This window comes from Erwinia typographi, from assembly GCF_000773975.1.
GTDB classification, from domain to species: Bacteria; Pseudomonadota; Gammaproteobacteria; order Enterobacterales; family Enterobacteriaceae; genus Erwinia; species Erwinia typographi.
The window spans coordinates 69,820-92,791 of record NZ_JRUQ01000041.1 but is presented as its reverse complement, the minus strand read 5'-3'; the positions used below and the strand labels follow the sequence as shown (position 1 = coordinate 92,791).

The 22,972-nt window shown below is 57.7% G+C and carries 23 protein-coding genes; 13 read left to right on the top strand and 10 right to left on the bottom strand.

Annotation, left to right across the window (positions count from 1 at the left end; all coding sequences use genetic code 11):
* Complete coding sequence (locus NG99_RS14700) at nt 1-426, bottom strand: winged helix-turn-helix transcriptional regulator (RefSeq protein ID WP_034894310.1); 426 nt, start codon at nt 424-426, stop codon at nt 1-3.
* An 85-nt stretch (nt 427-511) separates the two neighbouring features.
* Here NG99_RS14700 and NG99_RS14695 point away from each other — a divergent pair, with 85 nt between their 5' ends.
* Nucleotides 512-1,456: an aromatic alcohol reductase gene (locus NG99_RS14695; protein WP_034894306.1), complete on the top strand. Its 945-nt coding sequence runs from the start codon at nt 512-514 to the stop codon at nt 1,454-1,456.
* Nucleotides 1,457-1,524: 68 nt separating this feature from the next.
* On the opposite strand, the gene NG99_RS14690 is transcribed toward NG99_RS14695, so the two are convergent.
* Genes NG99_RS14690 through NG99_RS14670 form a run of 5 tightly spaced genes read right to left on the bottom strand, consistent with a single transcriptional unit; the run spans nt 1,525 to nt 5,646 of the window.
* A complete protein-coding gene (locus NG99_RS14690) occupies nt 1,525-2,481 on the bottom strand; it encodes an agmatinase (protein WP_034894304.1) in 957 nt (318 codons plus the stop codon).
* The gene (locus tag NG99_RS14685; RefSeq protein WP_034894301.1) at nt 2,471-3,244 is read right to left on the bottom strand and encodes an amino acid ABC transporter ATP-binding protein; all 774 of its coding nucleotides are present in this window, start codon (nt 3,242-3,244) and stop codon (nt 2,471-2,473) included. Before NG99_RS14685 ends, NG99_RS14690 begins: the two co-directional genes overlap by 11 nt.
* The gene (locus NG99_RS14680) at nt 3,241-3,912 is read right to left on the bottom strand and encodes an amino acid ABC transporter permease (RefSeq protein ID WP_034894298.1); all 672 of its coding nucleotides are present in this window, start codon (nt 3,910-3,912) and stop codon (nt 3,241-3,243) included. The genes NG99_RS14685 and NG99_RS14680 overlap by 4 nt, the downstream gene beginning before the upstream one ends.
* 12 nt (nt 3,913-3,924) lie before the next feature.
* Nucleotides 3,925-4,665 carry a transporter substrate-binding domain-containing protein gene (locus tag NG99_RS14675; protein ID WP_034894295.1) on the bottom strand — a complete coding sequence of 247 codons (741 nt, stop codon included), beginning with the start codon at nt 4,663-4,665 and terminating at the stop codon, nt 3,925-3,927.
* A gap of 15 nt (nt 4,666-4,680) precedes the next feature.
* Nucleotides 4,681-5,646, bottom strand: a complete 966-nt coding sequence (locus NG99_RS14670) for an agmatinase (RefSeq protein WP_034894293.1) — start codon at nt 5,644-5,646, stop codon at nt 4,681-4,683.
* 107 nt (nt 5,647-5,753) lie between these two features.
* Between NG99_RS14670 and NG99_RS14665 the strand changes: the two genes are divergently transcribed.
* The 4 genes from NG99_RS14665 (at nt 5,754) to NG99_RS14650 (ending at nt 10,581) form a co-directional block, all read left to right on the top strand.
* Complete coding sequence (locus NG99_RS14665; RefSeq protein WP_034894290.1) at nt 5,754-6,638, top strand: LysR family transcriptional regulator; 885 nt, start codon at nt 5,754-5,756, stop codon at nt 6,636-6,638.
* 253 nt (nt 6,639-6,891) lie between these two features.
* On the top strand, nt 6,892-7,947 hold the full coding sequence (locus NG99_RS14660; protein WP_034894287.1) for an amidohydrolase family protein: 1,056 nt from the start codon (nt 6,892-6,894) through the stop codon (nt 7,945-7,947).
* Nucleotides 7,937-9,202, top strand: coding sequence for an MFS transporter (locus NG99_RS14655; protein ID WP_034894284.1), 1,266 nt, complete (start codon nt 7,937-7,939; stop codon nt 9,200-9,202). Before NG99_RS14660 ends, NG99_RS14655 begins: the two co-directional genes overlap by 11 nt.
* A 44-nt stretch (nt 9,203-9,246) precedes the next feature.
* Entirely contained in the window at nt 9,247-10,581 is a 1,335-nt protein-coding gene (locus NG99_RS14650; RefSeq protein ID WP_034894282.1) for an MFS transporter, read from the top strand.
* Nucleotides 10,582-10,621: 40 nt separating this feature from the next.
* Here NG99_RS14650 and NG99_RS14645 read toward each other — a convergent pair whose 3' ends face one another.
* Nucleotides 10,622-11,338 carry an IclR family transcriptional regulator gene (locus NG99_RS14645; RefSeq protein ID WP_034894279.1) on the bottom strand — a complete coding sequence of 239 codons (717 nt, stop codon included), beginning with the start codon at nt 11,336-11,338 and terminating at the stop codon, nt 10,622-10,624.
* Nucleotides 11,339-11,509: 171 nt separating this feature from the next.
* On the opposite strand from NG99_RS14645, the gene NG99_RS14640 reads away from it, so the two are divergent.
* Genes NG99_RS14640 through NG99_RS14625 form a run of 4 tightly spaced genes read left to right on the top strand, consistent with a single transcriptional unit; the run spans nt 11,510 to nt 15,466 of the window.
* Complete coding sequence (locus NG99_RS14640) at nt 11,510-12,202, top strand: RraA family protein (protein ID WP_034894276.1); 693 nt, start codon at nt 11,510-11,512, stop codon at nt 12,200-12,202.
* Nucleotides 12,202-13,152 (top strand): hydroxyacid dehydrogenase, encoded by a 951-nt coding sequence (locus NG99_RS14635; RefSeq protein ID WP_034894273.1) that lies wholly within the window; start codon nt 12,202-12,204, stop codon nt 13,150-13,152. Before NG99_RS14640 ends, NG99_RS14635 begins: the two co-directional genes overlap by 1 nt.
* Nucleotides 13,149-14,081 carry an SMP-30/gluconolactonase/LRE family protein gene (locus NG99_RS14630; RefSeq protein ID WP_034894270.1) on the top strand — a complete coding sequence of 311 codons (933 nt, stop codon included), beginning with the start codon at nt 13,149-13,151 and terminating at the stop codon, nt 14,079-14,081. Before NG99_RS14635 ends, NG99_RS14630 begins: the two co-directional genes overlap by 4 nt.
* A 35-nt stretch (nt 14,082-14,116) precedes the next feature.
* Nucleotides 14,117-15,466, top strand: a complete 1,350-nt coding sequence (locus NG99_RS14625) for an MFS transporter (protein WP_034894267.1) — start codon at nt 14,117-14,119, stop codon at nt 15,464-15,466.
* Nucleotides 15,467-15,521: 55 nt separating this feature from the next.
* Here NG99_RS14625 and NG99_RS14620 read toward each other — a convergent pair whose 3' ends face one another.
* Nucleotides 15,522-16,568 (bottom strand): LacI family DNA-binding transcriptional regulator, encoded by a 1,047-nt coding sequence (locus tag NG99_RS14620; protein WP_034894264.1) that lies wholly within the window; start codon nt 16,566-16,568, stop codon nt 15,522-15,524.
* A 212-nt stretch (nt 16,569-16,780) separates the two neighbouring features.
* Between NG99_RS14620 and NG99_RS14615 the strand changes: the two genes are divergently transcribed.
* From NG99_RS14615 to NG99_RS14600, 4 genes are read left to right on the top strand one after another with little or no spacing between them, the layout of a single operon-like run.
* Nucleotides 16,781-17,680, top strand: a complete 900-nt coding sequence (locus NG99_RS14615; RefSeq protein ID WP_052130722.1) for a CoA transferase subunit A — start codon at nt 16,781-16,783, stop codon at nt 17,678-17,680.
* Nucleotides 17,677-18,504 carry a CoA-transferase gene (locus NG99_RS14610; protein WP_052130721.1) on the top strand — a complete coding sequence of 276 codons (828 nt, stop codon included), beginning with the start codon at nt 17,677-17,679 and terminating at the stop codon, nt 18,502-18,504. The genes NG99_RS14615 and NG99_RS14610 overlap by 4 nt, the downstream gene beginning before the upstream one ends.
* A 2-nt stretch (nt 18,505-18,506) precedes the next feature.
* On the top strand, nt 18,507-19,400 hold the full coding sequence (locus NG99_RS14605) for a CoA transferase subunit A (RefSeq protein WP_034894261.1): 894 nt from the start codon (nt 18,507-18,509) through the stop codon (nt 19,398-19,400).
* A 2-nt stretch (nt 19,401-19,402) separates the two neighbouring features.
* Nucleotides 19,403-20,218: a hypothetical protein gene (locus NG99_RS14600; protein ID WP_034894258.1), complete on the top strand. Its 816-nt coding sequence runs from the start codon at nt 19,403-19,405 to the stop codon at nt 20,216-20,218.
* A gap of 68 nt (nt 20,219-20,286) precedes the next feature.
* Here the strand turns inward: NG99_RS14600 and NG99_RS14595 are convergent, their stop codons facing one another.
* Together NG99_RS14595 and NG99_RS14590 are read right to left on the bottom strand one after the other, a co-directional pair.
* On the bottom strand, nt 20,287-21,345 hold the full coding sequence (locus tag NG99_RS14595; RefSeq protein WP_034894255.1) for a LacI family DNA-binding transcriptional regulator: 1,059 nt from the start codon (nt 21,343-21,345) through the stop codon (nt 20,287-20,289).
* Nucleotides 21,346-21,482: 137 nt separating this feature from the next.
* Nucleotides 21,483-22,853 carry an MFS transporter gene (locus tag NG99_RS14590; RefSeq protein WP_052130720.1) on the bottom strand — a complete coding sequence of 457 codons (1,371 nt, stop codon included), beginning with the start codon at nt 22,851-22,853 and terminating at the stop codon, nt 21,483-21,485.
* Between the last annotated feature and the right edge of the window lie 119 nt (nt 22,854-22,972).

Here is a 22,972-nt window from a genome sequence, read left to right as displayed (position 1 = left end):
TTAAGGCCTGAGTGGCAAAGACTCCCCGGCGGCGTCATAGCGCTGCCGGGCGGAGCGAAACTGGTCGCCAGAAGCAATAACCCATGACCAGATCGGCAGCATATTGACCAGCAGCCCCTTTCCAAGCGGGGTAATGGCATATTCCACCCGCGGGCGTTTTTCCTGATAGTCCTGCCGGGTTATCAGCCCGTCGCGCTCGAGCTGGCGCAGCGTGCGTGTCAACATACGCTGCGTCACCTCTTCTAATTTTCGGGCAATCTCCGCATGGCGTAGCGGGCCTTCAGTTCCCAGCAGATGTAGAATCCCAAGCGACCAGCGATTTCCCGCATGGGTCAAAATTTCTCGCTTCAAGCCGTCATCGTCATCACTCAGTGTTGCGCACACTGTTTTAGAAAATTGCAGCAAAGCGTCTTCATCCCACTCCATAGTGCTCTCCGGTATCATTGGTGTGCCTAATTGTTCCCCGTAGCACTGCATGTCAGGCTGTCTGGACATTACAGGAGAACCCGACATGATGAATACCCCTTATCACTTTCATTCTATTTTAGTGCTTGGCGCAGGTGAACTGGGTCTGTCCGTGCTGCGAGCGCTCAGTCTGCAGCGTCCGCAGCAGCCCGAAACTCAGATTAGCGTGCTGCTGAAGGCGGGATCTGTTCACAGCAGTTCCGCCGAGAAACTCGCCAGGCTGGAAGAGCTGTCCGCGCTGGGCGTTAAGCCGCTGACCGGCGATCTCCATCAGCAGTCCATCAAAGAGCTGGCTGAACTCTTTCGCCCCTTTGATGCGGTTATCAACTGTAGCGGCTTTGTGGGCGGCGCGGGTACGCAGCTTAAAATTACGCAAGCCGTACTGGATGCAGGCATTAAGCGCTACTTTCCCTGGCAGTTTGGCGTGGACTATGACGTTGTGGGAAAAGGCAGTGGCCAGCAGGTTTGGGACGAGCAGTTGGAGGTTCGCCACCTTTTACGCGCTCAGCACGAAACGGAATGGGTGATTGTGTCTACCGGCCTGTTCACCAGCTACCTGTTTGAACCGTCTTTTGGCGTCGTCGATGCGCGGACCAAAACAGTTTTTGCACTGGGAGACTGGCAGAATGCGGTGACGGTAACCACGCCAGAGGATATTGGCCGACTGACGGCGAAAATTTTCTTTCACCAGCCCCGGCTACGTAATCAGGCGGTTTATATTGCCGGTGATACGCTGAGCTGGCAGCGCCTGGCTGAGCTGATGGAACAGAAATGGGCGACGCCGGTGACCAAAACGCTGCTGAGCGTGGATAAGCTCAGGGAAGAGGCAGAGACCAGACCGGACGATGCCGCAGCAAAATACCGGCTGGCTTTCGCCCGCAAAACGGGAATTGCCTGGGATAAATCGACCAGCTATAACGCCCGTCAGGGCATTGCGGTAACGGATGTCGAACAGTGGCTGGCGGCGCGTACCCGTAGCGAAAATCGTTGATCTCAAGCGGAGTTTCACCGCCGTCAATCATTGCGCCAACCAGACTCGCACTGCGCCATGACCAACGTTCAGCCCGGCTGGCGCAGTGCGAAAAGCATTCCCAGCGTTTCAACCAGCAGATGCGCCGCCAGATAGGATGTGGCACCGGTCGGCACATCCAGCTGTGGGTTAACCTCCACCAGATCGAGGCCGATAATGTCCATGCGCTGTAGCAATACTTGCAGGGCGTCGCGCAGCTCGTCGTAGCGCATACCGTTGGGCTCAGCTGAGGCGCATCCCGGCACCAGTGAAAAATCCAGCACGTCGATATCAATACTGATATAGCACTTTTCCCCGGCGGGTAAATGCTTCAGCTGTTCGATAAACGGCTGCTGCCGGAACGCCGCCATGGGAATGATGTGACTCCCCTGCTGCCTGGCGTCACTGACCTCCGAGGGCCGCACGCGCAGGCTGCGAATGCCTACCTGAGTCAGGCTCTGGACGTGCTCCAGCGCCGCGACGTGGCGAAAGGGCTGACCATTACTGAAATGCACGCCGTGGGTGGCGGGCGCAAAATCGAGATGGGCATCGAACTGCACCACATGTACCGGCTCCTGAATCCCACGGATTAGCGGATAGGAGACGGAGTGATCGCCGCCCAGCGCCAGAGGAATAGCCCCGCGCTGTCGAATCATCTGCACCAGGGTGCTGATATTGTCATGGGTGCCGATCACATGGGTGGGCAGCACATCAACATCGCCGACATCCACCAGGCGGCCTTGCGAGATCACATCCGTCAGGAAATGCTGGTCGCGCTGGATGTCGTAAAAACCGGTACTGGCAAAACGCATTGAGTGCTCACGCAGCGAGCGCGGCGCAAAGCGCGTACCCGGTTGCCAGGGCGATCCCTCATCAAAGGGCACGCCAAAAACCGCCACATCAGCCCGCAGTTCACTGAGCACATCGCAATAATCTGCGCGTAAAAAGGTGGGAATGCCGCTAAAGGCGCGGTTAAGGCGCTCACTACCGCGCATATTACTGCTCATAAAAAGCCTCATTATTCAGAACGGGCTGCAACAGCGCCCGGGTACGCGGATGGCTGGGATGGCGGAAAATATCGGCGGTCGCCCCTTGTTCAACAATCCTTCCCTCCTCCATCACGATCAGCCGATCGGCAACCTCACGAGCGAAACTCATTTCATGCGTGACGATAATCATCGTCATGCCTTCCTGCGCCAGCTGTTTCATCACCTGCAGCACTTCGCCGGTCAGCTCAGGATCGAGCGCGGAAGTCGGCTCATCAAACAGCATCACTTCCGGCTGCAAGGCCAGCGCGCGCGCAATGGCGATACGCTGTTTCTGTCCGCCAGACAGACTGTTCGGCATTGAATCCGCCTTGTGCAGCAGGCCGACTTTCTCTAACAGTTCGCGCGCGCGCGTTTCGGCGTAGTGACGACTCTGCTTAAGAATTTTGTGCGGCCCAATCGCGACGTTGTCGAGAATGCGCAGGTGGGGAAACAGGTTAAACGACTGAAAGACCATGCCAACCTGACGGCGTAAGAGATTCAGGGCATTTTCCTCCAGCAGTTCCCCCTGCTGCATCAGCATCTGCCCGCACAGGCGGAGGCTGCCTTTTTCCGCCACCTCCAGGCCATTACAGCAGCGCAGGAAGGTACTTTTCCCCGATCCGCTTGGACCGATGATCACCACCACTTCGCCGCGCTGAACCGCAAGTGAAACACCGTGCAACACCTGATGGTCGCCGAAGCGTTTCTCCAGCGCCACGGCCTCAACAATCGCCGTACTCATTGCACCATGCCTCCCGCCCGAAGTTTTTTCTCCACTGCGCGCAGCAGCAACATGGTGCTGCTGGTCATCAGCAGATAAATAAAGGCAATCACGAGATAGACCTCCAGCGAGCGGTAGGAAACGCTGATCACTTTCTGCCCTTCGTGCATCAAATCGTGAATGGTCACCAGGGAAACCAGCGCCGAGTTTTTCGTCAGGGCGATAAACTCATTCGCCAGCGGCGGCACCATGCGCACCAGCGCCTGCGGTAAAATAATCAGCCGCATCGCCTGGCCGGATGACATCCCCATCGAACGCGCCGCTTCGCTTTGCCCGCGATCGATCGAGAGGATCGCCCCGCGCACCAGTTCCGAGACATAAGCCGCGGAATAGCAGCCGAGGCCGATAATGCCGCAGACAAAAGCCGGAATGACGATATTGAAATAGGGCAGCCCGAAATAGAGGATAAATAGCTGAACCAGCAGCGGCGTTCCGCGTACCAGAACCACATAGGCGTTGCACAACCACCACACCGCTTTATGGCGGGAAGAGATCCTTCCCAGACCAATTAACGTGCCGAGGCAGCAGCTGATCGCCAGGGCGCAAAGGGTCACTTCGATAGTGACCCACGCGCCGGAGAGCAGTTCAGGCAGGCTGGCCAACGCCGGGGTGAAATCAAGCGAAAGCATCGTCACCTCTGATCATTTAGCGCCAGTGCCGAACCACTTTTTCATTAACGCATCATAAGTGCCGTCGGCGCGAATCGCCTTCAGAGCCGTATTCAGCTGCTGGCGCAGCTCTGGCTCATTTTTACTGACCGCAATACCGTAATCCTCCTGGGTCAGCGGTTCGGAGAGCACTTCAGTAGTGCCGCGCGTTTTGCTGTAGAGCAGCGCCGCTGGCTTGCCGGAGACCACGGCATCGGCCCGCCCCGCTTCAAGCGAGTTAAACATCTCTTCATTCTTCTCGACCTCAACCCGCTGCACGGTAGGGTACTGCTCAGTGAGCAGATTCACCGATTTCGTGCCAACCTGTACCGCTACCCGCTTGCCGGCTATATCTTTCGGCGATGTTATCCGCTTATCCCCTTTTTTCACCATCACCACCAGTCCGGCGGTGAAGTAAGGATCGGTGAAATCCACCACTTTTTTGCGGTCGTCGGTGATATAGATGGCGGACAACACGATGTCCTGACGCCCCGACAGCACCGATGGGATCATCGCTTTGAAGTCCATATCGGTATAAACCAGCGGGCGTCCGATTTTCTTCGCCAGCGCATCGGCCAGGTCGACATCAAAACCGGTGCGCTGGTTGTTGTTCATATACTCCATAGGAGGAAATGTGGGATCGATCGCCACGCGAATGGGATCGGCAGCCTGAGTAACGCCGGAAAACAGCGCCAGGGTAAGAGACGTACCTAACAGTAGCGAACGAAATGTCATACATCCTCCGAAAAGTTAGCCATTGCTGTCACAGTAACCGGCGCGAATTGCCGCACCGATGAAATTCAGTACCAGACGGCCTGCGGTCATACAGGAGATCTGGTGGACATCTTTCTCCGGCTGGATCTCAACGATATCCATGCCGATAACCCGTCCTTTCTTCACTAAGCCATGAATCAGTTTTCGGGCCTGAACAAAAGTCACTCCGCCCGGCGCAGGTCCGGCCACGGCGGGCATCACTGACGGATCGAAACCATCAGCATCAATAGTCAGGTAGTAACGGCCGCCAGCAGGGATTTGCTCCAGCACGGCATCCATTCCGCGATCGTGCAGTTCATAGGCGGTAATAATGCGTGCGCCCCAGGCTCGGGCGTAATCGGCCTCTTCCTGACGGGCGCTGCCTGAAGCACGCATTCCAATCTGGATAATGTCTTTCACAAAGGGGAGCTCAGAAGCGCGACGCATCGGGCTGGACAGGCCATCTTTCACGCCGTTGACCTCATCACGCCAGTCCAGGTGCGCATCGAGATGGACGATGGTGATCGGCCCCTGCTCGTCAAACGCTCGTAGAATCGGATTGGTAATGCCGTGATCGCCGCCGAGCACGATGGGAATCGCGCCCGCCGCCAGGATCTTACGCACCGCCTGTTCCGCCCTGACAAAATGGCCGCGCGGCTCGGTCAGATCGGCTGGCACATCGCCGCAGTCGACGAAGCGAATGTCATCGCGCCCCTGTAGCAGAGGGCCATCAATATCAAAATCGAAACGTTCAGGACCGCGGATCACCCGATCGGAAGCCTGGCGGATCGCCGTTGGCGCCCGCACCTGGTCGTTGTTGTAATCCTGCGGGGTATAGGCCGCGCCGTAGGGCATGCCAAGTACGGCAAAATGGGCGCTAAGGTTATCAAGATCGAGCGCAAGTTCTGAAAACAACAATGATTTATGATTAGTTTGCGGTGCAACGGTCAGTGGCAAAGACATGGTAGTTTCCCGGTGTTGGCAATGTGTGGTACTGATAGCAGTCTATTGGCCTGCCGCGGCGGAAAAAACCGATCATCTTTGCAATCACGGTTACGGAAATAACAACAATGAAAACACGAACCTTAAATGAAAAGGATTTACGCGCCCTGAGAATATTCTGCGCGGTGGCCCAGTCTGGCGGATTTTCTGCTGCTGAAAAGGTACTCAATATGACCAAGTCCACCATTAGCCGCCAGATCAAAGCGATTGAGGAGACGCTCGGCACGCCCTTATGTACACGCGGACCAAAAGGGTTCGAACTCACCGAGGCCGGGCAGTCTGCCCTGCTCTACGCCAGAGAGGCGCTCAATGCGCTGGATCGTATCTTCCCGGCGCTGGACGCCAGTCGCGGGGTGATCTCAGGCTCGCTGGTCATGGGGATTACCGATAATGTGATTGGTCATGCGCAATCGCACCTGCCGCAGGCGCTGCGCGCCATGCAGAAGCTGGCGCCGGATGTCCGCCTGACGCTAAGCGTTATGGCGGGAACACAACTGATTCAGGCACTGCTGGATCGCAGGCTGGATATGGCGGTAAAAGGCGTTATGGAGTATCAGAAAAGCCCGTCGCTGCGTTATGTCGAGCTTTACGAGGAGAGCCACAGTATTTACACCCTGGCAGGCAACGAAGCGCGTTTCCGCCAGCTTCCGCTGGTATGGCGGGCGCAGCAGCCCTTTGTGGAACAGGCGCTCGCCCAGTTTCACTTTGGCAGAGGCCCGGAAGCGGTAGGCATTGAAGCCGTGGCGATGCTGGTTGCCTCAGGCGATGTGGTGGGCATTTTACCTAATCATTATGCCGAGCTGATGCAGGCGCGTTTCCCGCTGGTGCGTATTCCACATTCACCGGTCTGGACGGTACAACATTATGTCGTTACCCATGCCGCTTACCCGGTCTCGCCAGCGGTGGAATTTATGATCGAAGAATTGCGGCGGGCGCAGCAGTTTATTCTGTGAGTAATTTTGGTCGCGACAAGGAGCGCAATAAGCAGGGCTTATTATAAGAAGGCCGTGCTGCCGCGCTGTCATCATATTTTACTATCTCGCTGCTATTCCAACTGACCCCGTATCGATCCCCCCTCATCTGTGAGTTACCTCTTATTTACATCATTTAAACCTTCCATTAACTGGATAAAAATAATGCACCGTCGCTATAGTTGTTTTGTTTAATAAAATCAGGTTGTACATGGTACAACAAAACGGATGATTTATGGAAACAGTTAACGCACCCCATCTGCCGGTCAGACCAGACTGGCTGGCACTGCATCACGAAGCAGCCCTGTCCCCGGAACAGCCGGTAGTGGATGCCCATCATCATTTGTGGGATCGCCAGTCTGGCCGCTATCTGACAGGGGAGTTCAGCGCCGATATTCAGGCCTCGGGACATCGAATTCTCTCCTCGGTCTATGTGCAGTGCCGTTCAATGCTGCGCCGCTCGGGGCCGGAAGAACTAAAACCGCTGGGAGAAGTAGAGTTTGCCTGCGGCGCGGCCGCGATGTTTTCCAGCGGGCATTATGGCCATGCGCAGGGGTGCGAAGCGATTGTTGGCGGCGTCAGCCTGACGGCAGGCGAGGCGCTGCAACCCGCCATCGACATGATGATGCAGCAGTCTGCAGGACGACTGCGTGGTATGCGCAACCCACTGGCCTGGCACGCCGATCCGCGCGTGCTTTCCAGCCCGGCCACGCCGCCCGCCGGGCTGGCGGGCAGCGCTGGGTTTCGTCGGGGGGCAGCTTGCCTGGCGCGCAATGGGCTCTCGCTGGATGTCTGGGTTTATCACACTCAGCTGAAGGAAATTGTCGACCTGGCGCGCGCACTCCCCGATCTGCGAATCGTTGTCGATCACTGCGGTGGTCCCATTGGCGTAGGCCCCTGTCAGGGACAGCGCGATGAGGTTTTTTCACACTGGCGAAACGACCTGGCGCAGCTGGCCGCCCTCCCCAATGTCAGCATCAAAATCAGTGGGTTGGGCATGGCGGTCATGGGCTACCCCTTCGCTCAGGCGGCCACTCCCCCCGACTCCCTCACCCTGATGCGGGCCTGGCAACCCTGGTTTGAGACCATTGTCGGGCTGTTCGGCGCAGGTCGCTGCATGTTTGCCAGTAATTTCCCCGTTGATAAAGGCATGTTCAGCTACGGGGTGTTCTGGAATGCCTGCAAGCGCCTGGCGCATCAGGCTTCCCGTGATGAAAAAGACCAATTGTTCTGGCGCACTGCCGCTACAACCTATCGCCTGGCTTCAATGGAGAAGATCAATGACCAGTAAAACTGAGCTGGAGCAGCCTGTCTCTCAGGATACCGCAGGGCCCCTCCCTTACAGCTCCGCCGAGAAGCGTACTCTGGCGCTTGGTGGACTCGGCTGGGCTTTCGAAAGCTACGACTCGTTTCTGCTCTCGCTGCTGCTCCCGGTGCTGGGGGTAGTATTTGGCCTCAACAAAACCGACCTGGGGCTGTTTATCAGCATGACGGCGGGCGGGCAGATCGTTGGCGGCATCCTGTTTGGCTTTATTGCCGACAAAATTGGACGAGTCAAAACGGCGCTGACCTGCATCGCCATCTATTCAATTTTTTCCGCCCTGCTGGCCTTCACCCGCGATCAGCAGACCTTCGCGATGCTGCGTTTCTGCGGCGCGCTCGGTATGGGCGGAATGTGGACCTCCGGCGCAGCGCTGATCGCGGAAACCTGGCGACCGGAGCGTCGCGCGCGCGGCGGCGCACTGATGCAGATGGGGCTGCCGATCGGCGCTATTCTGGCGATCGGCCTGACCGCGCTGGTCACCGCCCTCAACGGCAGTCTGGAACAGGGAGGGTGGCGCTATCTGTTTATGATTGGCGCGCTGCCGGTTTTAATTATGAGCATCGTGGCTTACCACACTCCGGAGTCTCCGGTCTGGCTTGAACGTCAGCGGGTGAAAGAAGCGAGTGGTACGCCCCCCGCGAAGATGGGCAGGCGGAATCTGCAAGGTTTGCTGCTGGCCTTCACCTTCATCTTCTTTATTCAGTACCTGTTCTGGGGGGTGTTTACCTGGACACCCACATACCTGCGTGAAGTGAAGCATCTGGACTTTCTGCACAGCCTGAAATACGTGCTCGCCCTGCAAGCAGGCGCCATTGCGGGCTTTCTGGTGTTCTCACTGCTGGCCGACAAATGGGGTCGCCGCCCGATGTTTCTGATTTATCTGCTGATGGGTTCCCTGGCGGTGACGCTTTATCTGATCACCACACAACCGATAGTGCTGATGATGGCGATCTTTATGGCCGGGTTTGGCGTAAACGGTATTTTTGCCGGTTCGGGACCGTTTCTGGCAGAGATCATTGGTGACACCTCATCGCGCGGTCTGCTGATGGGGCTTGCCTATAACGGCGGTCGGCTGGGCGGATTTATCGCTCCCCTGTTGATCGGCGCCGTAGCCAATGCCGGAGGCTTTACCGCCGGGCTGGCAACCACCGTAGTCGCCTTTCTGGCGGCGATGGTAGTGGTCTGGCGCGCCCCGGAAACGAAAGGTATCAGACTGAAATAATTCACCGTTTCCCGATAAAAATAACGAAACCCTGCGAGGAAATCATGACTGAACAAATCCGTAACGGCGCGCCCGCTCAGGATGCGCTGGAAAAAGAAACCATGCGACGGGTCATCTGGCGTATTCTGCCGTTTTTAGTCGTGAGCTATCTCATTTCTATTATCGATCGCGGCAATATTGGTATGGCGTCGTTGCAGATGAATCACGATCTTGGCCTGAGCAAAGCCACCTTTGGCTTCGCCAGCAGCCTCTATTTTGTGGCTTACTTTCTGTTTGAGGTGCCCAGTAACCTGGCGATGCAGAAGGTGGGCGCCCGATTGTGGATACCGCGCATTATGATCAGTTGGGGCGTAGTGTCGATGTGTATGGCGTTGGTACAGAGCACCACCTCGCTGTATATCGTGCGCTTTCTGCTGGGGGCGGCGGAGGCGGGATTCTTTCCCGGCGTGGTGCTTTATCTTACCTGGTGGATCCCGTCGCGCTACCGTGCCCGCATCATCGCCACCTTTATGGTCTCCATCCCGCTGGCAAATTTTATCGGTTCTCCGCTTTCCGGCCTGATCCTTTCTCTGGATGGCTGGCTGGGACTGCGCGGCTGGCATCTGCTGTTTATTATCGAAGGGTTGCCGGCGGTGCTGCTGGGGATTGCCGCATTTTTTATCCTGCGTGACCGACCGCACCAGGCGAACTGGCTGACCAGCGAGCAGAAGCAGTGGCTGGAAGCCACGCTGGAGGCTGAGCGTCAGCAGCATAAGCACATCGGTCATCAAACCACCTGGCAACTGCTCAAACACCGTCATATCTGGCTGATGGCGCTGATTTATGCCGGAGCCTCCTCAGCGGGCACCACGCTCAGCGTCTGGTCGCCGCAGCTCCTGAAATCTTTCCAGCTCGACAACCTGACTACCGGTCTGATTAATGCGATCCCCTACGGCCTGGCGTCGGTGCTGATGATTGTCTGGGGACGGAGTTCCGACCGCACCAACGAGCGGCGCTGGCACACCGCCCTGACGCTGTTCATGATAGCCATTGGCGTATTCGCTGCCTTTATCAACCTGTCGCTGCCAGCCACGGTGGTGATCCTCAGCGTGATGCTGATTGGCGCTTACGCGATGAAAGGCCCGTTCTGGGCGCTGGCCGCAAGCTGGATGAACAGCACGTCAGCCGCTGCGGGGCTGGCGGCAATTGGTGCAATAGCCAACCTGATTGGCGGCGCGGTGATGGTGAATGCTTACGGCATCATTAATGAACGGACGGGTAGCCACACCCTGGCGATGCTGCCGCTGGCGGGGCTGTGCATGGCTGGAGGCATAGCCGTTCTGGTTATGGGACGCCATTACGGCAGTCAGACTGCGCAGGAAAAACAGATAACAAATTAGCGCGTACGGGAGCGGGTAATCCCGCTCCCAGCGGTCAGCGCTATGCTTCCATGTCGTAAAACTGCTCACAAAACAGTTTACTGGCGCCCAGCTTCAGAGAAAGGCGGCTGGCGGTATTGCTCATCAGCTGGCTGAGACCCTGCTCTTTACGATCTTCGGTCAGGCGTGAAGAAGGGCCGGTCAGCGCCAGCGCGGCAATAAGCTTATCGTTCACGCCAAATACCGGCATGGCAAAGGCGGCGGTGTGGGGATCGCGCGCGCCGGAAGTATAGAGCGGAAGCCGCTGCTCGCCTGCTGGCAAGGCTTCGCCCAGCCCCCAGTGGCGGAGAACTTTGCTGATGGCGGAGCCGTCGAGGGGAAACTGAGAACCGGGCAGGTTACTGTGGCGCAGCCCTTGTGAAGCCTCCGCGCGAAACAGGCAGAGACGCTGTCCGCTCTCAATCACATACCAGCTGGCGCTCTCATGCGTGGCCTGCGACAGCGCCTGGAGTTCCGGCTGAACCACGCTGGCGAGATGGAAAGATTGCTCATACAGCTTACCCAGATAGAGCAGACGAGGGCCAAGCGCATAATTACCATTGTCGTGCCTGACCACATAGTTCATGCGCTCCAGCGAATTCATTAGTCGGTAAACCGTGGTTTTATGATAGCCCGACAGTTGAGCCAGTACGGTCAGCGTCAGGTTCTCCTCTCCGGGACTGAAGCAATCCAGCAAAGCCAGCGCCTTCTCCACAGCGATCACGCCTTCATTACCCATCGTTTTCTCCTTTTCTGATCGCCAGCGAGTTTACCTTAAATTTTGTGAGTTACTTCGTGTTTACATCACAAACGCCAACGCAACGCTGGCTAAAAGGAAATCAACCTCGCTATAGTTATTTTATATTGTACATCTTAGTTTTATAGAGTAAAAACAAAATGGAGAGAATCTATGCCTGCTGCTGAAAAACCGATGATCAACCGTGATGTAGCACGAGTGTCTGCTGAAGAGGTCCGTCAGGCGAAGAAATATCAGGCAGCGATCCTGGCTGATGTCGCTGGCCGCCGCGGCACGCTACATGGCCGCATCAAGCCACTGGCACCGCAAATGACGCTGGCGGGACCGGCCATTACGGTGGAAGTGCGCCCGGGAGACAATCTGGCGATTCACGCCGCGATGGCGATTGCTCAACCCGGAGATATCTTAGTGGTCGATGGTAAAGGTGATTTGAGCTGCGCACTGCTGGGCGAAATCATGGCCACGCAGGCGCAGGCCAGCGGCATCGCCGGCATCATCATTGATGGCGCCGTGCGTGATGCCGATACGCTGAGCAAGCAGAACTACCCGATTTTCGCCGCAGGTCTTAACCCGTGCGGCCCCACCAAATTTATTCCGGGCCGGGTCAATTACCCCATTTCCATTGCCGGTGCTTCAGTTCAGGCTGGCGACCTGGTGGTGGGAGATATTGATGGCGTGGTAGTCATTCCGCGTGACGAAGTGCAGACCATCATCGCGCTGGCGAAAGAGAAGCTTGCCGGAGAAACCAAACGTATTGCGGCGATTCACGAAGGCGATCTGCGCCCGCACTGGCTGGATGGCGCACTGCGTAAGGCTGGGATGCTGACCGACGGAGAGACGCTGTAATGAACCACAAAAAAGTAGTGCTGATCACCGGCAGCGATCTGGCCGGGGAGGCGCTGACCATGCTGCATGACTACGAGCTGGTCTTTGCCGGACGACAACCCACGGAAGAGATGTTGATCTCTTTGTGCCAGCAGCATAACCCGGTCGCGATACTGCTACGCTATGGCAAAATAAGCGCCAAAATCATGGACGCGGCGCCCGCGCTCAAAGTTATCTCCAAGCACGGCAGCGGTATTGACGTGATCGACCAGGCCGCGGCCGCGGAACGAAACATTATCGTCTGTTCCGCACCGGGAGCGAATGCGGCCGCGGTCTCAGAGCACGCCTGGGCGTTGATTCTGGCCTGCGCCAAATCGGTGATCCCACTCGACAAGCGTCTGCGCGAGGGCTATTGGGACAAGTCCACCCACAAATCGATCGAGCTTGAAGGGCTAACCCTGGGATTGATTGGCCTGGGCGCCATCGGCTCACGGGTGGCTAACGTTGGTCACGCTTTCGGTATGAAGGTGCAGGCTTACGATCCGTACGCCAAAACGCTGCCCCCGTCATGCGAGCGCAAAGCGACATTGAACGAGCTGCTGGCCGAAGCCGATGTGATTTCATTGCACTGCCCGCTGACCGAACAGAATCGCGGAATGATTAACGCGGCCAGTTTAGCGCAGTGCAAGCGCGGTGCTATTTTAGTCAACACGGCGCGCGGTGGGTTGATTGACGATCGGGCGCTGATCGCGGCATTAGCCGACGGCACTCTGAGCTACGCCGCGCTCGACAGTTTCACCACTGAGCCGTTGAGCGCTCCGCACATCTGGCAGTCGATCGACAACGTCATTATTTCTCCCCATATTGGCGGCGTCAGCCAGGCTTCCTACGTGAAAATGGGCACGGTGGCTGCCGGGAATGTGCTTCAGGCGCTCGGCGACAGGCGCCGTGAGAAAGAGGCTTCCTCATGAACTGGCTCACGACGCCCGAAGTGCGCGAGGCTGAGGTATTCACCCGACTGCCGGCTGCCTTCAGACAACCTGACCTCAGCAATAGCTGGGCACTCGCCAACCGTGGCGGACAGCCTGTCGATTCGTTTCTTGAAGGGCCGGTCTGGCATCCGTCCGGCTGTCTGTATGTCGCCGACATTCCCTACGGACGAATTTTCCGCGTTGATAGCGACGGGAGCTGGGAGCTTATCGTTCAGTACGACGGGGAACCCAACGGCATGAAACTGCTCGACCCTGAGACGCTACTGATTACCGACTATAAGAACGGGCTTATGGCCCTCTCCCTCCCCGAACGCCGCGTGCGCCCCTGGCTGACCCGCCGCAACAGCGAGAGCTTTCGCGGTGTCAACGACCTGACGCTGGATAGCCGCGGCAATATCTGGTTCACCGATCAGGGGCAGACCGGTCTGCATGATCCCACCGGGCGGGTCTACCGGCTGTCCCGTGACGGCAGGCTGGATTTACTGCTGGATAACTGCCCCAGTCCGAATGGGCTGGTGTTATCGCCAGACGAAAAAACACTCTATGTAGCGATGACCCGCGGCAACTGCATCTGGCGCGTGCCGCTCCAGGCAGACGGTTCAGTCAGCAAGGTGGGCCAGTTCTTTACCTCGTACGGTCCCAGCGGCCCGGACGGGCTGGCGATGACGGCTAAGGGCGAGTTGCTGATTGCCAACCCCGGGCTGGGACGCGTCTGGCTGCTGAACGAGCTGGCAGAACCGATGCTGATCGTCACCAGTCCGGCCGGACGCTCCACCACCAACCTCTGTTTTGGCGGTGAAAACCGGCAGCAGCTGTTTATCACTGAATCAATCAGCGGCGCAATTCTGCGCTGTGACCTGGCCACGCCGGGTGCCTTTATTCCTTACCTCACCGCTCCAGCCACTTAAAAACAGCGGCGCCAGAGAGCGCCATGGAGAGACTAATGGCCCTACATACCACAACGGACTCTGTCTCCGGCGAGCCGCAGCGCCTGCGCCAGCAGGGGATGAGCCCGCTTGAAATGGAACGAAGCGAGCACGCCGCGGCAAAAGCCTTCCGTCGGATTCTGCCGTTTATCTTTATCTGCTATGTCGTCAGCTATCTGGACCGGACCAACGTCAGCTTCGCCGCGCTGGGGATGAATGCGGATCTCGGTATTACCGCCGAACAGTTTGGCTTTGGCGCCGGTATGTTCTTCATCGGCTACTTCCTGTTTGAAATCCCCAGCAATCTGGTCATGCAGAAGGTGGGAGCGCGAGTCTGGATTGCGCGCATCATGGTCTCCTGGGGGCTTATCTCGATGGCTACGGCCTTTGTCACCGGCCCGGTGAGCTTTGCAATTGCACGCTTTTGCCTCGGCATGGCGGAAGCTGGCTTTACGCCGGGGATCTACCTTTTTTTTACCTGGTGGTTCCCTGGTAGCTGGCGGGCAAAAATTACCGCGGCGTTCCTGGTCGGCATCCCGGTGGCCAATATTATTGGTTCCCCGGTTTCCGGCGCGCTGATGCAGCTGACAAGCCACGAAACCCTTCGCAACTGGCAGTGGCTGCTGATGCTGGAGGGGCTTCCCGCCGTGCTGCTCGGCATTCTCTGCCTGTTCTACCTTGACGACCGTCCTGAGAAAGCTAAATGGTTGAACAGTGAAGAGAAGAACCTGCTACAGCGCCGACTGGACGCTGAACAGCAACAGATTGCCGCGAAGCACGGTTCCAGCATGAGAGCCGCGCTGTACAATCCGCTGCTCTGGCTGCTGGCCTTCATTAATTTTTGCGGAATTGTCGGTTCGATTGGCGTGGGTTTATGGATGCCGCAGATTATTAAGCAGCTGGGCGTCAGCCATACCCTGACCGGCTTTCTGACGGCATTGCCCTATCTGTGCGGCGCTTTAATTATGCTGGTTTGGGCGCGCCAGGCGAACGCATCGACACAGCGTATTCGCTGGATCGGCGGTGCGCTGCTGATGGCCGCAGTGGCGCTGGCTTGCAGCGCGCTGGTCAGCGTGCCGGTGGTGAAAATGCTGGCACTCTGCCTCACCGTCAGCGGTATTCTGGCGTTTCAGGCTTCGTTCTGGGCCCTGCCGACGGGGATTTTTACCGGAAATGCAGCGGCTGGCGGTCTGGCTACCATCGTGTCGGTGGGCAATCTTGGCGGCTTTTTTGGTCCATCGCTGATTGGCTACGTTCGCCAGATGACCGGCGGTTTTATGTGGGCGCTGCTGGCGGTGTCGCTGGTGCTGCTGATCGGTGCGGTGGCCGTTACCGCAGTGCGCGACCCTTATCGTAATGAACAATAGGGTCAGGTAATCAGACCAGACCAACCCTCACCCGCCTGTCTCGACTTTGCCAGCATCAGACTTTACCGCTGGTATCCCTGACCTGCAACGTGACGGGCAGGATCGTCCGGCTGACCGCGACCTGCGGATTATTGATACGGGTTAACAACGCTCTCGCTGCCGCCTGACCAAGCTCACGCTTAGGTTGGTCGACGGTAGTGAGACCTTTCTCCTGCAATCGCGCCAGGGCGCTAAAATACCCGCCGAAAGCATCATCAAAACCACATACCGAAATATCATCCGGCACCGACATCCCCTGCTCGATCAGGCCGTTAATCACTTCAAGCGCCACAATATCATTCGCCGCCAGTACGGCGGTGGGCTGCGGCTGGCACTGCAATAGCTGTGCTACCACCTTTTTGCCGCTGCTGCCCTGATAGTCCCCTTCGATCAAATAACCGGGATGGACAGGAAAATTCAGACGCTGCATACCAGCCAGCCAGGCCTCCTTACGCTCCCGCGCGGTGGAGGATTGCGCCGGGCCGGTAATACAGGCGATGCGGCGATGCCCCAGACCATGCAGATGCGCCAGCAGCAGGTTAATCGCCTGGACGTTATCCGGGCCGATGTAATCGCCCTTCAGTGTTGCCGGCATACGATTAACAAAAACGCAGGGCGGCCCATTTTTCAGCAGCTTGCGCGAAGCTTCGCTCAGGGTTTGCGACACCAGAATCAATCCATCTATATGGCGATCCAGTAGTGAGCCAATCAGCGTCTGCTGGCGCTGGCTGTTCTCATCGGTATTGCACAGGAACAGCGTATAGCCAGCCGCGCTGACGATTTCATCGATCCCCTTCACGATAGCCGGAAACAGCGGGTTGGTGATATCCGCCACCAGCACGCCAAGGGTCATGGACTGTTGAGTGCGCAGCGCGCGGGCGATAGTCGAAACGCGGTAGCCCAGTTTCTCAGCGGTATCGAGAATAAGTCGTTTGTTTTCCGGGCTGACATAGCCCTTTCCAGCCAGCGCACGGCTGACGGTGGAGCGGGACATGCCCGATTCACGAGCAATATCCGCCAGCGTTGCGCGGCTGCCAGCGGATTGCGTCACTCTCTTCTTCATGCCAGTCCCTCGTTTACAGACTCTACGATCATACCGGATTGCGCTGAAAAATTGAACTGGGATCGATCTCACATTCAGCCGCCTGAAAGTTCGTTAGTTTAAAAAGCAGGCACGATAATGATGCTCTGCTTTGCGCTGGCTACCCCAGCGCTTCTTTTGCCCTAAATGTGGGATCGTTACCACAATAATACTGTTTATTATCAGAAGGTAAAATGAAAAGAACGGTGAAATTAACCAGCCTCAGGGAAGCGATCGGCACCGTCAGCGATGGCGAACGCATTGCGCTGGGCGGCTTTGCTATCTATCAACGGCCTATGGCCCTGGCGGCCGAGCTGGTTCGTCAGCACAAGAAGCAGCTAACGCTGGTCGGTATCGTCAACGGTATTGAGGCCGACCTGCTGATTGGTGGCGGCGTGCTGCGCAGTATCGAGACATCTTACGTGGGGCTGGAACGCTTTGGCCTGGCGCGTAATTTCCGCCGCGCCGCCGAAGGCGGCACCCTGAAAACGGTGGATTACCCGGAGCTGATCGCCTGGGATCGCTTTCGTGCTTCACAAGAAGGCCTGCCCTTCTGGCCCTGTACCTTTCTCGGCGGCAGCGGAGTGGCGGCCAGCAACCCGGAAATCGTCCCGTTCGTCTGCCCGGTTTCCGCCAGTAAAATGTGGGCCGTACCGCCCGCCAGCCCCGATGTGGTGTTGGTGCACGCGCCGCTGGGCGACGAATACGGCAACGTCGCCTTTCACAACCGCAAAATGCTGCCGCAGAGCGCCGATATTACCCTGACGCGTAGCTGCGACAGGGTCATTGTCAGCGTAGAGAAAATTGTCAGCCCGCAGCAGCTCAGCCGCCAGCCGCATCTGGTGGAGATCCCGGCTTTCCGCACCACGCATATTGTTGAGGTGCCTTTTGGCGCGCATCCCACGTCCGTGCCGGGGATCTACGACTGCGACGAGCGTGCATTTTTGGATTATGTCAGCGCCAGCGCCACGCCGCAGAGTTTTGCGCAATGGCTGCACCAACACGTTAACGGCCTCGCCGATCATCAGGCGTATCTCGACCAGCTTGGAAGCGCTCGCCTTCTGGCTCTGCGCAATATGGAGATCCCACAATGAAGCGTCCCGCCTGTACCCAGGAAGAGCTGATCGCCATTCTGCTGGCGAAACAGATGCGCAATGGCGAGGTTGGCTTTACGGGTCTCGCCACCGGCAGCGCCGCCGCGCTTTATATCACCGGCATTCCGCTGGCGGCGATGGCGTTTGCCCAGCAGACCCATGCCCCCGACCTGACCATTCTGCTGGCGGGGTGGTGCATCAATCCCGATCTCAGCCAGCTCCGGGCATTGCCCTCGGCGGAATTTGATAACGCCTTACAAAATCTCCCCTGCGAGGCGCAGATGCAGGCCTACCCCGGCCACTATGCGGTACGGCGCGGAGATGTCGATTTTGGTTTTGGTTCCGGCGCGCAGGTAGACGCTGAGGGCAATATCAACAGTACCTGCATTGGCGATAGCCAGCAGCCGCGCGTGCGTCTGGTGGGTTCCATTCTGTTGCCCGAGCATATGACCTGTTTTGGTCGCGAATACCTGATGATGCCCAGCCATCAGGCACGCACCTTTGTCGAAAAGGTCGACTATGTTTCCGGCGTCGGCTGGCCCGGCGGCCAGTCAGGACGAGAGGCGCTCGGCCTGCGCCATGGCGGCCCGCAGTGGATTGTCACCCCTAAGGCGATATTTGATTTTGATCGCCAGCTCGGTCGGGCTCGTCTGCACAGCATTCATCCCGGCGTATCGCCAGAGGAGGTGCGCGCCAGCACCGGTTTCAGCATACAAACCACCGATGTGCCGACCACGCCCTGGCCCACCGCCGGGGAACTTTCTCTGCTGCGCCAGGTGGTGAACCCGCATGGCGCTCTGATCCCCCATTACAATGAGGCATAACGATGAAAAGTAAAATCACCACGCTCAGTGCGGCCGTGGCGCGCATTCCCGATGGCGCCAGTATCGCGCTGGGCGGTTCGCTGCTGCGCCGCCAGCCGATGTCGCTGGTCCATGAGCTGGTTCGCCAGGGTAAGCACGACCTCACCCTGCTGACCTGGGCCACGACCCTGGCGACCGATATGCTGGCGGCCAGCGGGGCAATCCGGCGCTGGGAAGGGATTTATGCCGGTTTCTTCCGCCATGGCCTGGCGCCAAACTTCCGCCGCGCGGTACAAAGCGGGCAAATCGACACCCATGATTATTCAGAGTCCGCTTTCGTCGCCCGTTTTCGTGCCGCCGCTATGGGGCTGCCGTTTCTGCCGTCCAAAGCGCTGCTCGGCACCGGTATGGCAGGTAAAAGTCCCGAAGAGATTAAACCGCTGAGCTGTCCGTTCAGCGGTCAACCGCTGCTGGCGCTGAAGGCGGCCGATACCGATTTTACCCTGCTCCACGGTTACGCAGCCGATGAATATGGCAATGTGCAGTGGCCGGTAGTCCGCGATAGCGATGATATCGATCAGATGATGGCGTCGGCGTCAAAACGGCTGATCGTCACCGTGGAAAAGATTATTCCGCACCAGCAGGTACGCCAGCGACCGGCTCTTACCTATATCCCGCACACGCTGGTGGAAGCCCTGATTGAGGTGCCGTATGGCGCGCACCCCACCGCTACCGACGGGTTTTACGATGAGGATGAAGCCGCTCTAAAACACTGGCTGGCGGCGTCGGTCACGCCAGGAGGAGCCGCCAGCTGGCTGGAAGAGTATGTTTTCAGCTGCCCGGAACGCAGCCAGTACGTGGAAAAAGTCGGGTCGCTTAGCGCCCTGAAAGCCTTTGACGTTGAGCGGGAGTTTTAATCATGACGCAGAAAAACTACACCACCGAAGAGCTGATGATCTGCGCTATCGCTCATGAATTGCAGGATGATGAGCTGGGTTTTGTCGGCCTGGGCACTGCCGCCCGCGCTTTTACTCTCGCCGTAGGCATACCTATCGCCGCGGCCCGTCTGGCGCAGTTGCTCCATGCGCCCGGCTTTTCAATTTACTGGGGCAATCTGCTGACGCCAGCGTTAGACAGCATCCCCGAAGCGCTGCTACAGGATGCCTATACTCGCTGGCCTGCGGCGGCGTCGCCCCAGGATGTCGGCTATAAGATCGATATGGTGACGCGCGGTCGTTTTGATGTCTCATTCGAGTCCGCCCCGCAGGTCGATCGATACGGCAACCTGAACATCACCGAAATTGGCGGCAGCCAGCCGCCGAAAACCCGTCTGGTGGGTTGCCTGGCGCAAACCGAACATATGGCCTTTATTAAACGCCCTATTATTGTCACCGATCTCACGCCGCGCGCCTTCGTGCCGAAAGTAGATTTTATCACCAGCGTGGGCTATCTCGACGGCGGCGACAGCCGTGCGAAACTTGGGCTGCCGGGACCAGGACCGGCGTTGTGCGTCACCGATAAAGCGATTTTCGACTTCCATCCGCAATCGAAGCAAATGCGCCTGCGCTCAATCCATCCGGGTGAGACGCTGGGAAGCGTGCTCGACGCCATGAGTTTTGAGCCGGTGATTGAGGGCGCGCCGCCACAGACCGCTGAGCCTGGCGCGCATGAAATACAGTTGATTCGTGAGAAGATTGATCCCTTTGGCACGCTTTATCAGCTAAAAGCGTCCTGAATGGAGGGGCGCAGCAGGCGCTGCGCCCGGCGCATTCCACAGAGGCAGGCAGCGATTTCTGACACAGATCACGCCTTTATCACGCGGCCGGTCGACCCCCGAATAATCAACTTCATCGGAAAGATTTTCTGTTTCGGCTTAGGCAGGCTTTTCTGGCGGATAATTTTCATCACCAGCGAAGTGGCCGCCGCGCCCATTTCGCGACGCGGCAGGGCAATAGTGGTGAGATTGATCGGTGAAAAGGAGGCCATTTCAATGTCATCCAGCCCAATCAGCGACAGATCCTGGGGAATGCGTAACCCCTGCTCGTGCGCGGCGTTCATCACGCCGATGGCGCTCATATCGTTGGCCGCCAGAATAGCCGTCGGGCGCGGCTCCAGAGCAAACAGCTGCTTCGCTGCGCTATAACCGCCGCTGACATGATAATCCCCCTGCGCCACATATTCCGGGTTAAGCGGCAGCTGACAGGCACGCAGCGTAGTCATATATGCCTCATAGCGCTCATCAGCAGTGGACGAGTCCCGCGGCCCGCGGATTAAAGCAATATGCTGGTGTCCCAGCCCAACCAGGTGTTTCACCGCTGCGCCAATTCCTTCCTCATTATTGGCGCCCACGTAATTATCGTTGTGCTTCAGCGAGCGACGCTGGATCATCGCGTAAGGCGTGTTGCCATTTTCCAGTAAAGCCCGCACCTCCGGCTGTTCGCAATACTGGGAGAGCAGCACCAGACCGTCAACGCGGCGATCCAGCAGGACCCGCATCTGCGCCAGCTGCTTATCCAGTTGACCATCGGTATTGCAGACCAGCAGGCTGCACTGCTCGCGATCGGCAACATCTTCAATACCGCGCAGGAAATCAGGTGAAGAGGGGTTGGCGATATCCGCCAGCAGCACCCCCAGGGTAAACGTGCGCTGCATACGCAGGGAGCGAGCCACCACCGAAACCCGATAGCCAAGCCTGTCGGCCGTAGCCTGCACCCGCTGGCGAGTGGATTCTTTGACGATGGTTTTGCCACTCAGCGCATTGGAGACCGTTGAAACCGCCACGCCCGCCTCACGCGCCACGTCAAAGATAGACACTTTGCCACTGCCAGTATGGGCTTTGCTTTGCGGGGGCTTTCTGGTCATTAGGCAACATCCTGACTTTCGTAAAGGCATAAAAGAGTGAGACGATTATTACATAAGCGTCAAAAGGAAAAAAAACGTTTTTACTGCGGCGGGCCAGGCGTCAGGCCAGAGGGGCGTGCAGCCCCTCTGGCGCTGTATTAACGACTTTTTATCAGTAGGCTGTCGTTGCGGGCTTTGCCCGCTGCTTCGAAATCCTTCTCGTCATGCAGATCGCGATGCATAGTTTCGCCGGTGCCCAGCGCGCAGAAACCGGTGACCACGCCAGAAATAATGATCATCCAGGCAATTGGCCAGAAACCACCGCCTGCCCAGGCGACCAGCGCGGTGGCGACCATCGGCGTAAAGCCGCCAAACACGCCAGCCAGCTGCGACCCCACCGAAACGCCGGTGTAACGCACCTCGGTTGAGAACATCTCCGAGAGGTAGCAGGGTTCGATGCTGTACATAGAGCCGATAACAAAGCTGTAGCCAAGGATCAGCGCCAGATAAGCGCCCCAGACGGTGCCGCTGTCCACCAGCCAGTAAAACGGATAAGCCAGCAGGCAGGAACCAAAAGAGCCGATCAGGAAGACCGCACGGCGGCCGATTTTGTCAGACAAAATGCCCCAGAGCGGAAAGGCGATTAACCCGGTAGCGGCTGCCACCATCACGCCGGTCAGAATGGTGCTGCTCGGCATATTGAATTTCGACGTGGTGTACTGCAACACATAGCTGATGATCAGGTAACCCACCACGCTTTCGCTGATGCGCAGGCCAGCAGCAAGGAAAATCTGGCGGGAAAACTTTTTAAATACCTGAACAATCGGCAGGCTGGTGCTTTCGCGCTCCTGTAGCATCTTTTTGAACATCGGCGGCTCTTCGATCTTCATACGAATAATGATACCGATCGCCATCAGGATAATGCTGGCAAGGAAAGGCGCACGCCAGCCCCAGTCAAGGAAGACCTCTTTCGGCAACATAGAGGCAAGCGCAAAGGAACCGGTGGCGCAAAGCACGCCCAGCACGTTACCCAGTTGCACAAAGGTGCCGTAGAAACCTCGCTTCTGCTTCGGCGCATACTCAATCATCATGGTGGTGGCGCCGCCCCACTCTCCGCCCACCGCCAGTCCCTGGATCAGACGAATGATGATCAGCAAAACAGGCGCGGCGAGGCCGATGGTTTCATAAGTTGGCAGCAGGCCGATAACCACAGTGGCGATCCCCATAATACTGACGGAGGCGATCAGCATCCTTTTTCGGCCGACCGTGTCGCCATAATGGCCGAAAATCACCGCGCCGATTGGGCGTGTGACGAAGGCGACGCCGAGAGTGGCAAAAGAGACAATGGTGGCTACGGTTGGCGACAGTTCGGTAAAGAACAAATGCGGAAAGACCAGCGCCGCCGCCGCGCCATAGATAAAGTAATCATAAAACTCGATAAATGTTCCTATCAGGCTGGCGAAGGCCACCCGGCTCAGCTGTTTCTTATCGACGCTGTCACTGGTCGGCTGATGAGTCATGCTGTTCATTGTATTTCCCCTGGCAGTTGGCTTGTAGGGTACCTTTGGGGTGAGCGAAAGCCCGCTCGCCCCTGGGTGCGTGGTTTTGTAGTGAGGTAAAAAGACCTGTTACAGCCGGAAGCAGGCCT

Coding starts and splice junctions, on each gene's coding strand:
- NG99_RS14700 (WP_034894310.1), bottom strand. CDS start 426: ATGGAGTGGGATGAAGACGCTTTGCTGCAATTTTCTAAAACAGTGTGC.
- NG99_RS14695 (WP_034894306.1), top strand. CDS start 512: ATGATGAATACCCCTTATCACTTTCATTCTATTTTAGTGCTTGGCGCA.
- NG99_RS14690 (WP_034894304.1), bottom strand. CDS start 2,481: ATGAGCAGTAATATGCGCGGTAGTGAGCGCCTTAACCGCGCCTTTAGC.
- NG99_RS14685 (WP_034894301.1), bottom strand. CDS start 3,244: ATGAGTACGGCGATTGTTGAGGCCGTGGCGCTGGAGAAACGCTTCGGC.
- NG99_RS14680 (WP_034894298.1), bottom strand. CDS start 3,912: ATGCTTTCGCTTGATTTCACCCCGGCGTTGGCCAGCCTGCCTGAACTG.
- NG99_RS14675 (WP_034894295.1), bottom strand. CDS start 4,665: ATGACATTTCGTTCGCTACTGTTAGGTACGTCTCTTACCCTGGCGCTG.
- NG99_RS14670 (WP_034894293.1), bottom strand. CDS start 5,646: ATGTCTTTGCCACTGACCGTTGCACCGCAAACTAATCATAAATCATTG.
- NG99_RS14665 (WP_034894290.1), top strand. CDS start 5,754: ATGAAAACACGAACCTTAAATGAAAAGGATTTACGCGCCCTGAGAATA.
- NG99_RS14660 (WP_034894287.1), top strand. CDS start 6,892: ATGGAAACAGTTAACGCACCCCATCTGCCGGTCAGACCAGACTGGCTG.
- NG99_RS14655 (WP_034894284.1), top strand. CDS start 7,937: ATGACCAGTAAAACTGAGCTGGAGCAGCCTGTCTCTCAGGATACCGCA.
- NG99_RS14650 (WP_034894282.1), top strand. CDS start 9,247: ATGACTGAACAAATCCGTAACGGCGCGCCCGCTCAGGATGCGCTGGAA.
- NG99_RS14645 (WP_034894279.1), bottom strand. CDS start 11,338: ATGGGTAATGAAGGCGTGATCGCTGTGGAGAAGGCGCTGGCTTTGCTG.
- NG99_RS14640 (WP_034894276.1), top strand. CDS start 11,510: ATGCCTGCTGCTGAAAAACCGATGATCAACCGTGATGTAGCACGAGTG.
- NG99_RS14635 (WP_034894273.1), top strand. CDS start 12,202: ATGAACCACAAAAAAGTAGTGCTGATCACCGGCAGCGATCTGGCCGGG.
- NG99_RS14630 (WP_034894270.1), top strand. CDS start 13,149: ATGAACTGGCTCACGACGCCCGAAGTGCGCGAGGCTGAGGTATTCACC.
- NG99_RS14625 (WP_034894267.1), top strand. CDS start 14,117: ATGGCCCTACATACCACAACGGACTCTGTCTCCGGCGAGCCGCAGCGC.
- NG99_RS14620 (WP_034894264.1), bottom strand. CDS start 16,568: ATGAAGAAGAGAGTGACGCAATCCGCTGGCAGCCGCGCAACGCTGGCG.
- NG99_RS14615 (WP_052130722.1), top strand. CDS start 16,781: ATGAAAAGAACGGTGAAATTAACCAGCCTCAGGGAAGCGATCGGCACC.
- NG99_RS14610 (WP_052130721.1), top strand. CDS start 17,677: ATGAAGCGTCCCGCCTGTACCCAGGAAGAGCTGATCGCCATTCTGCTG.
- NG99_RS14605 (WP_034894261.1), top strand. CDS start 18,507: ATGAAAAGTAAAATCACCACGCTCAGTGCGGCCGTGGCGCGCATTCCC.
- NG99_RS14600 (WP_034894258.1), top strand. CDS start 19,403: ATGACGCAGAAAAACTACACCACCGAAGAGCTGATGATCTGCGCTATC.
- NG99_RS14595 (WP_034894255.1), bottom strand. CDS start 21,345: ATGACCAGAAAGCCCCCGCAAAGCAAAGCCCATACTGGCAGTGGCAAA.
- NG99_RS14590 (WP_052130720.1), bottom strand. CDS start 22,853: ATGAACAGCATGACTCATCAGCCGACCAGTGACAGCGTCGATAAGAAA.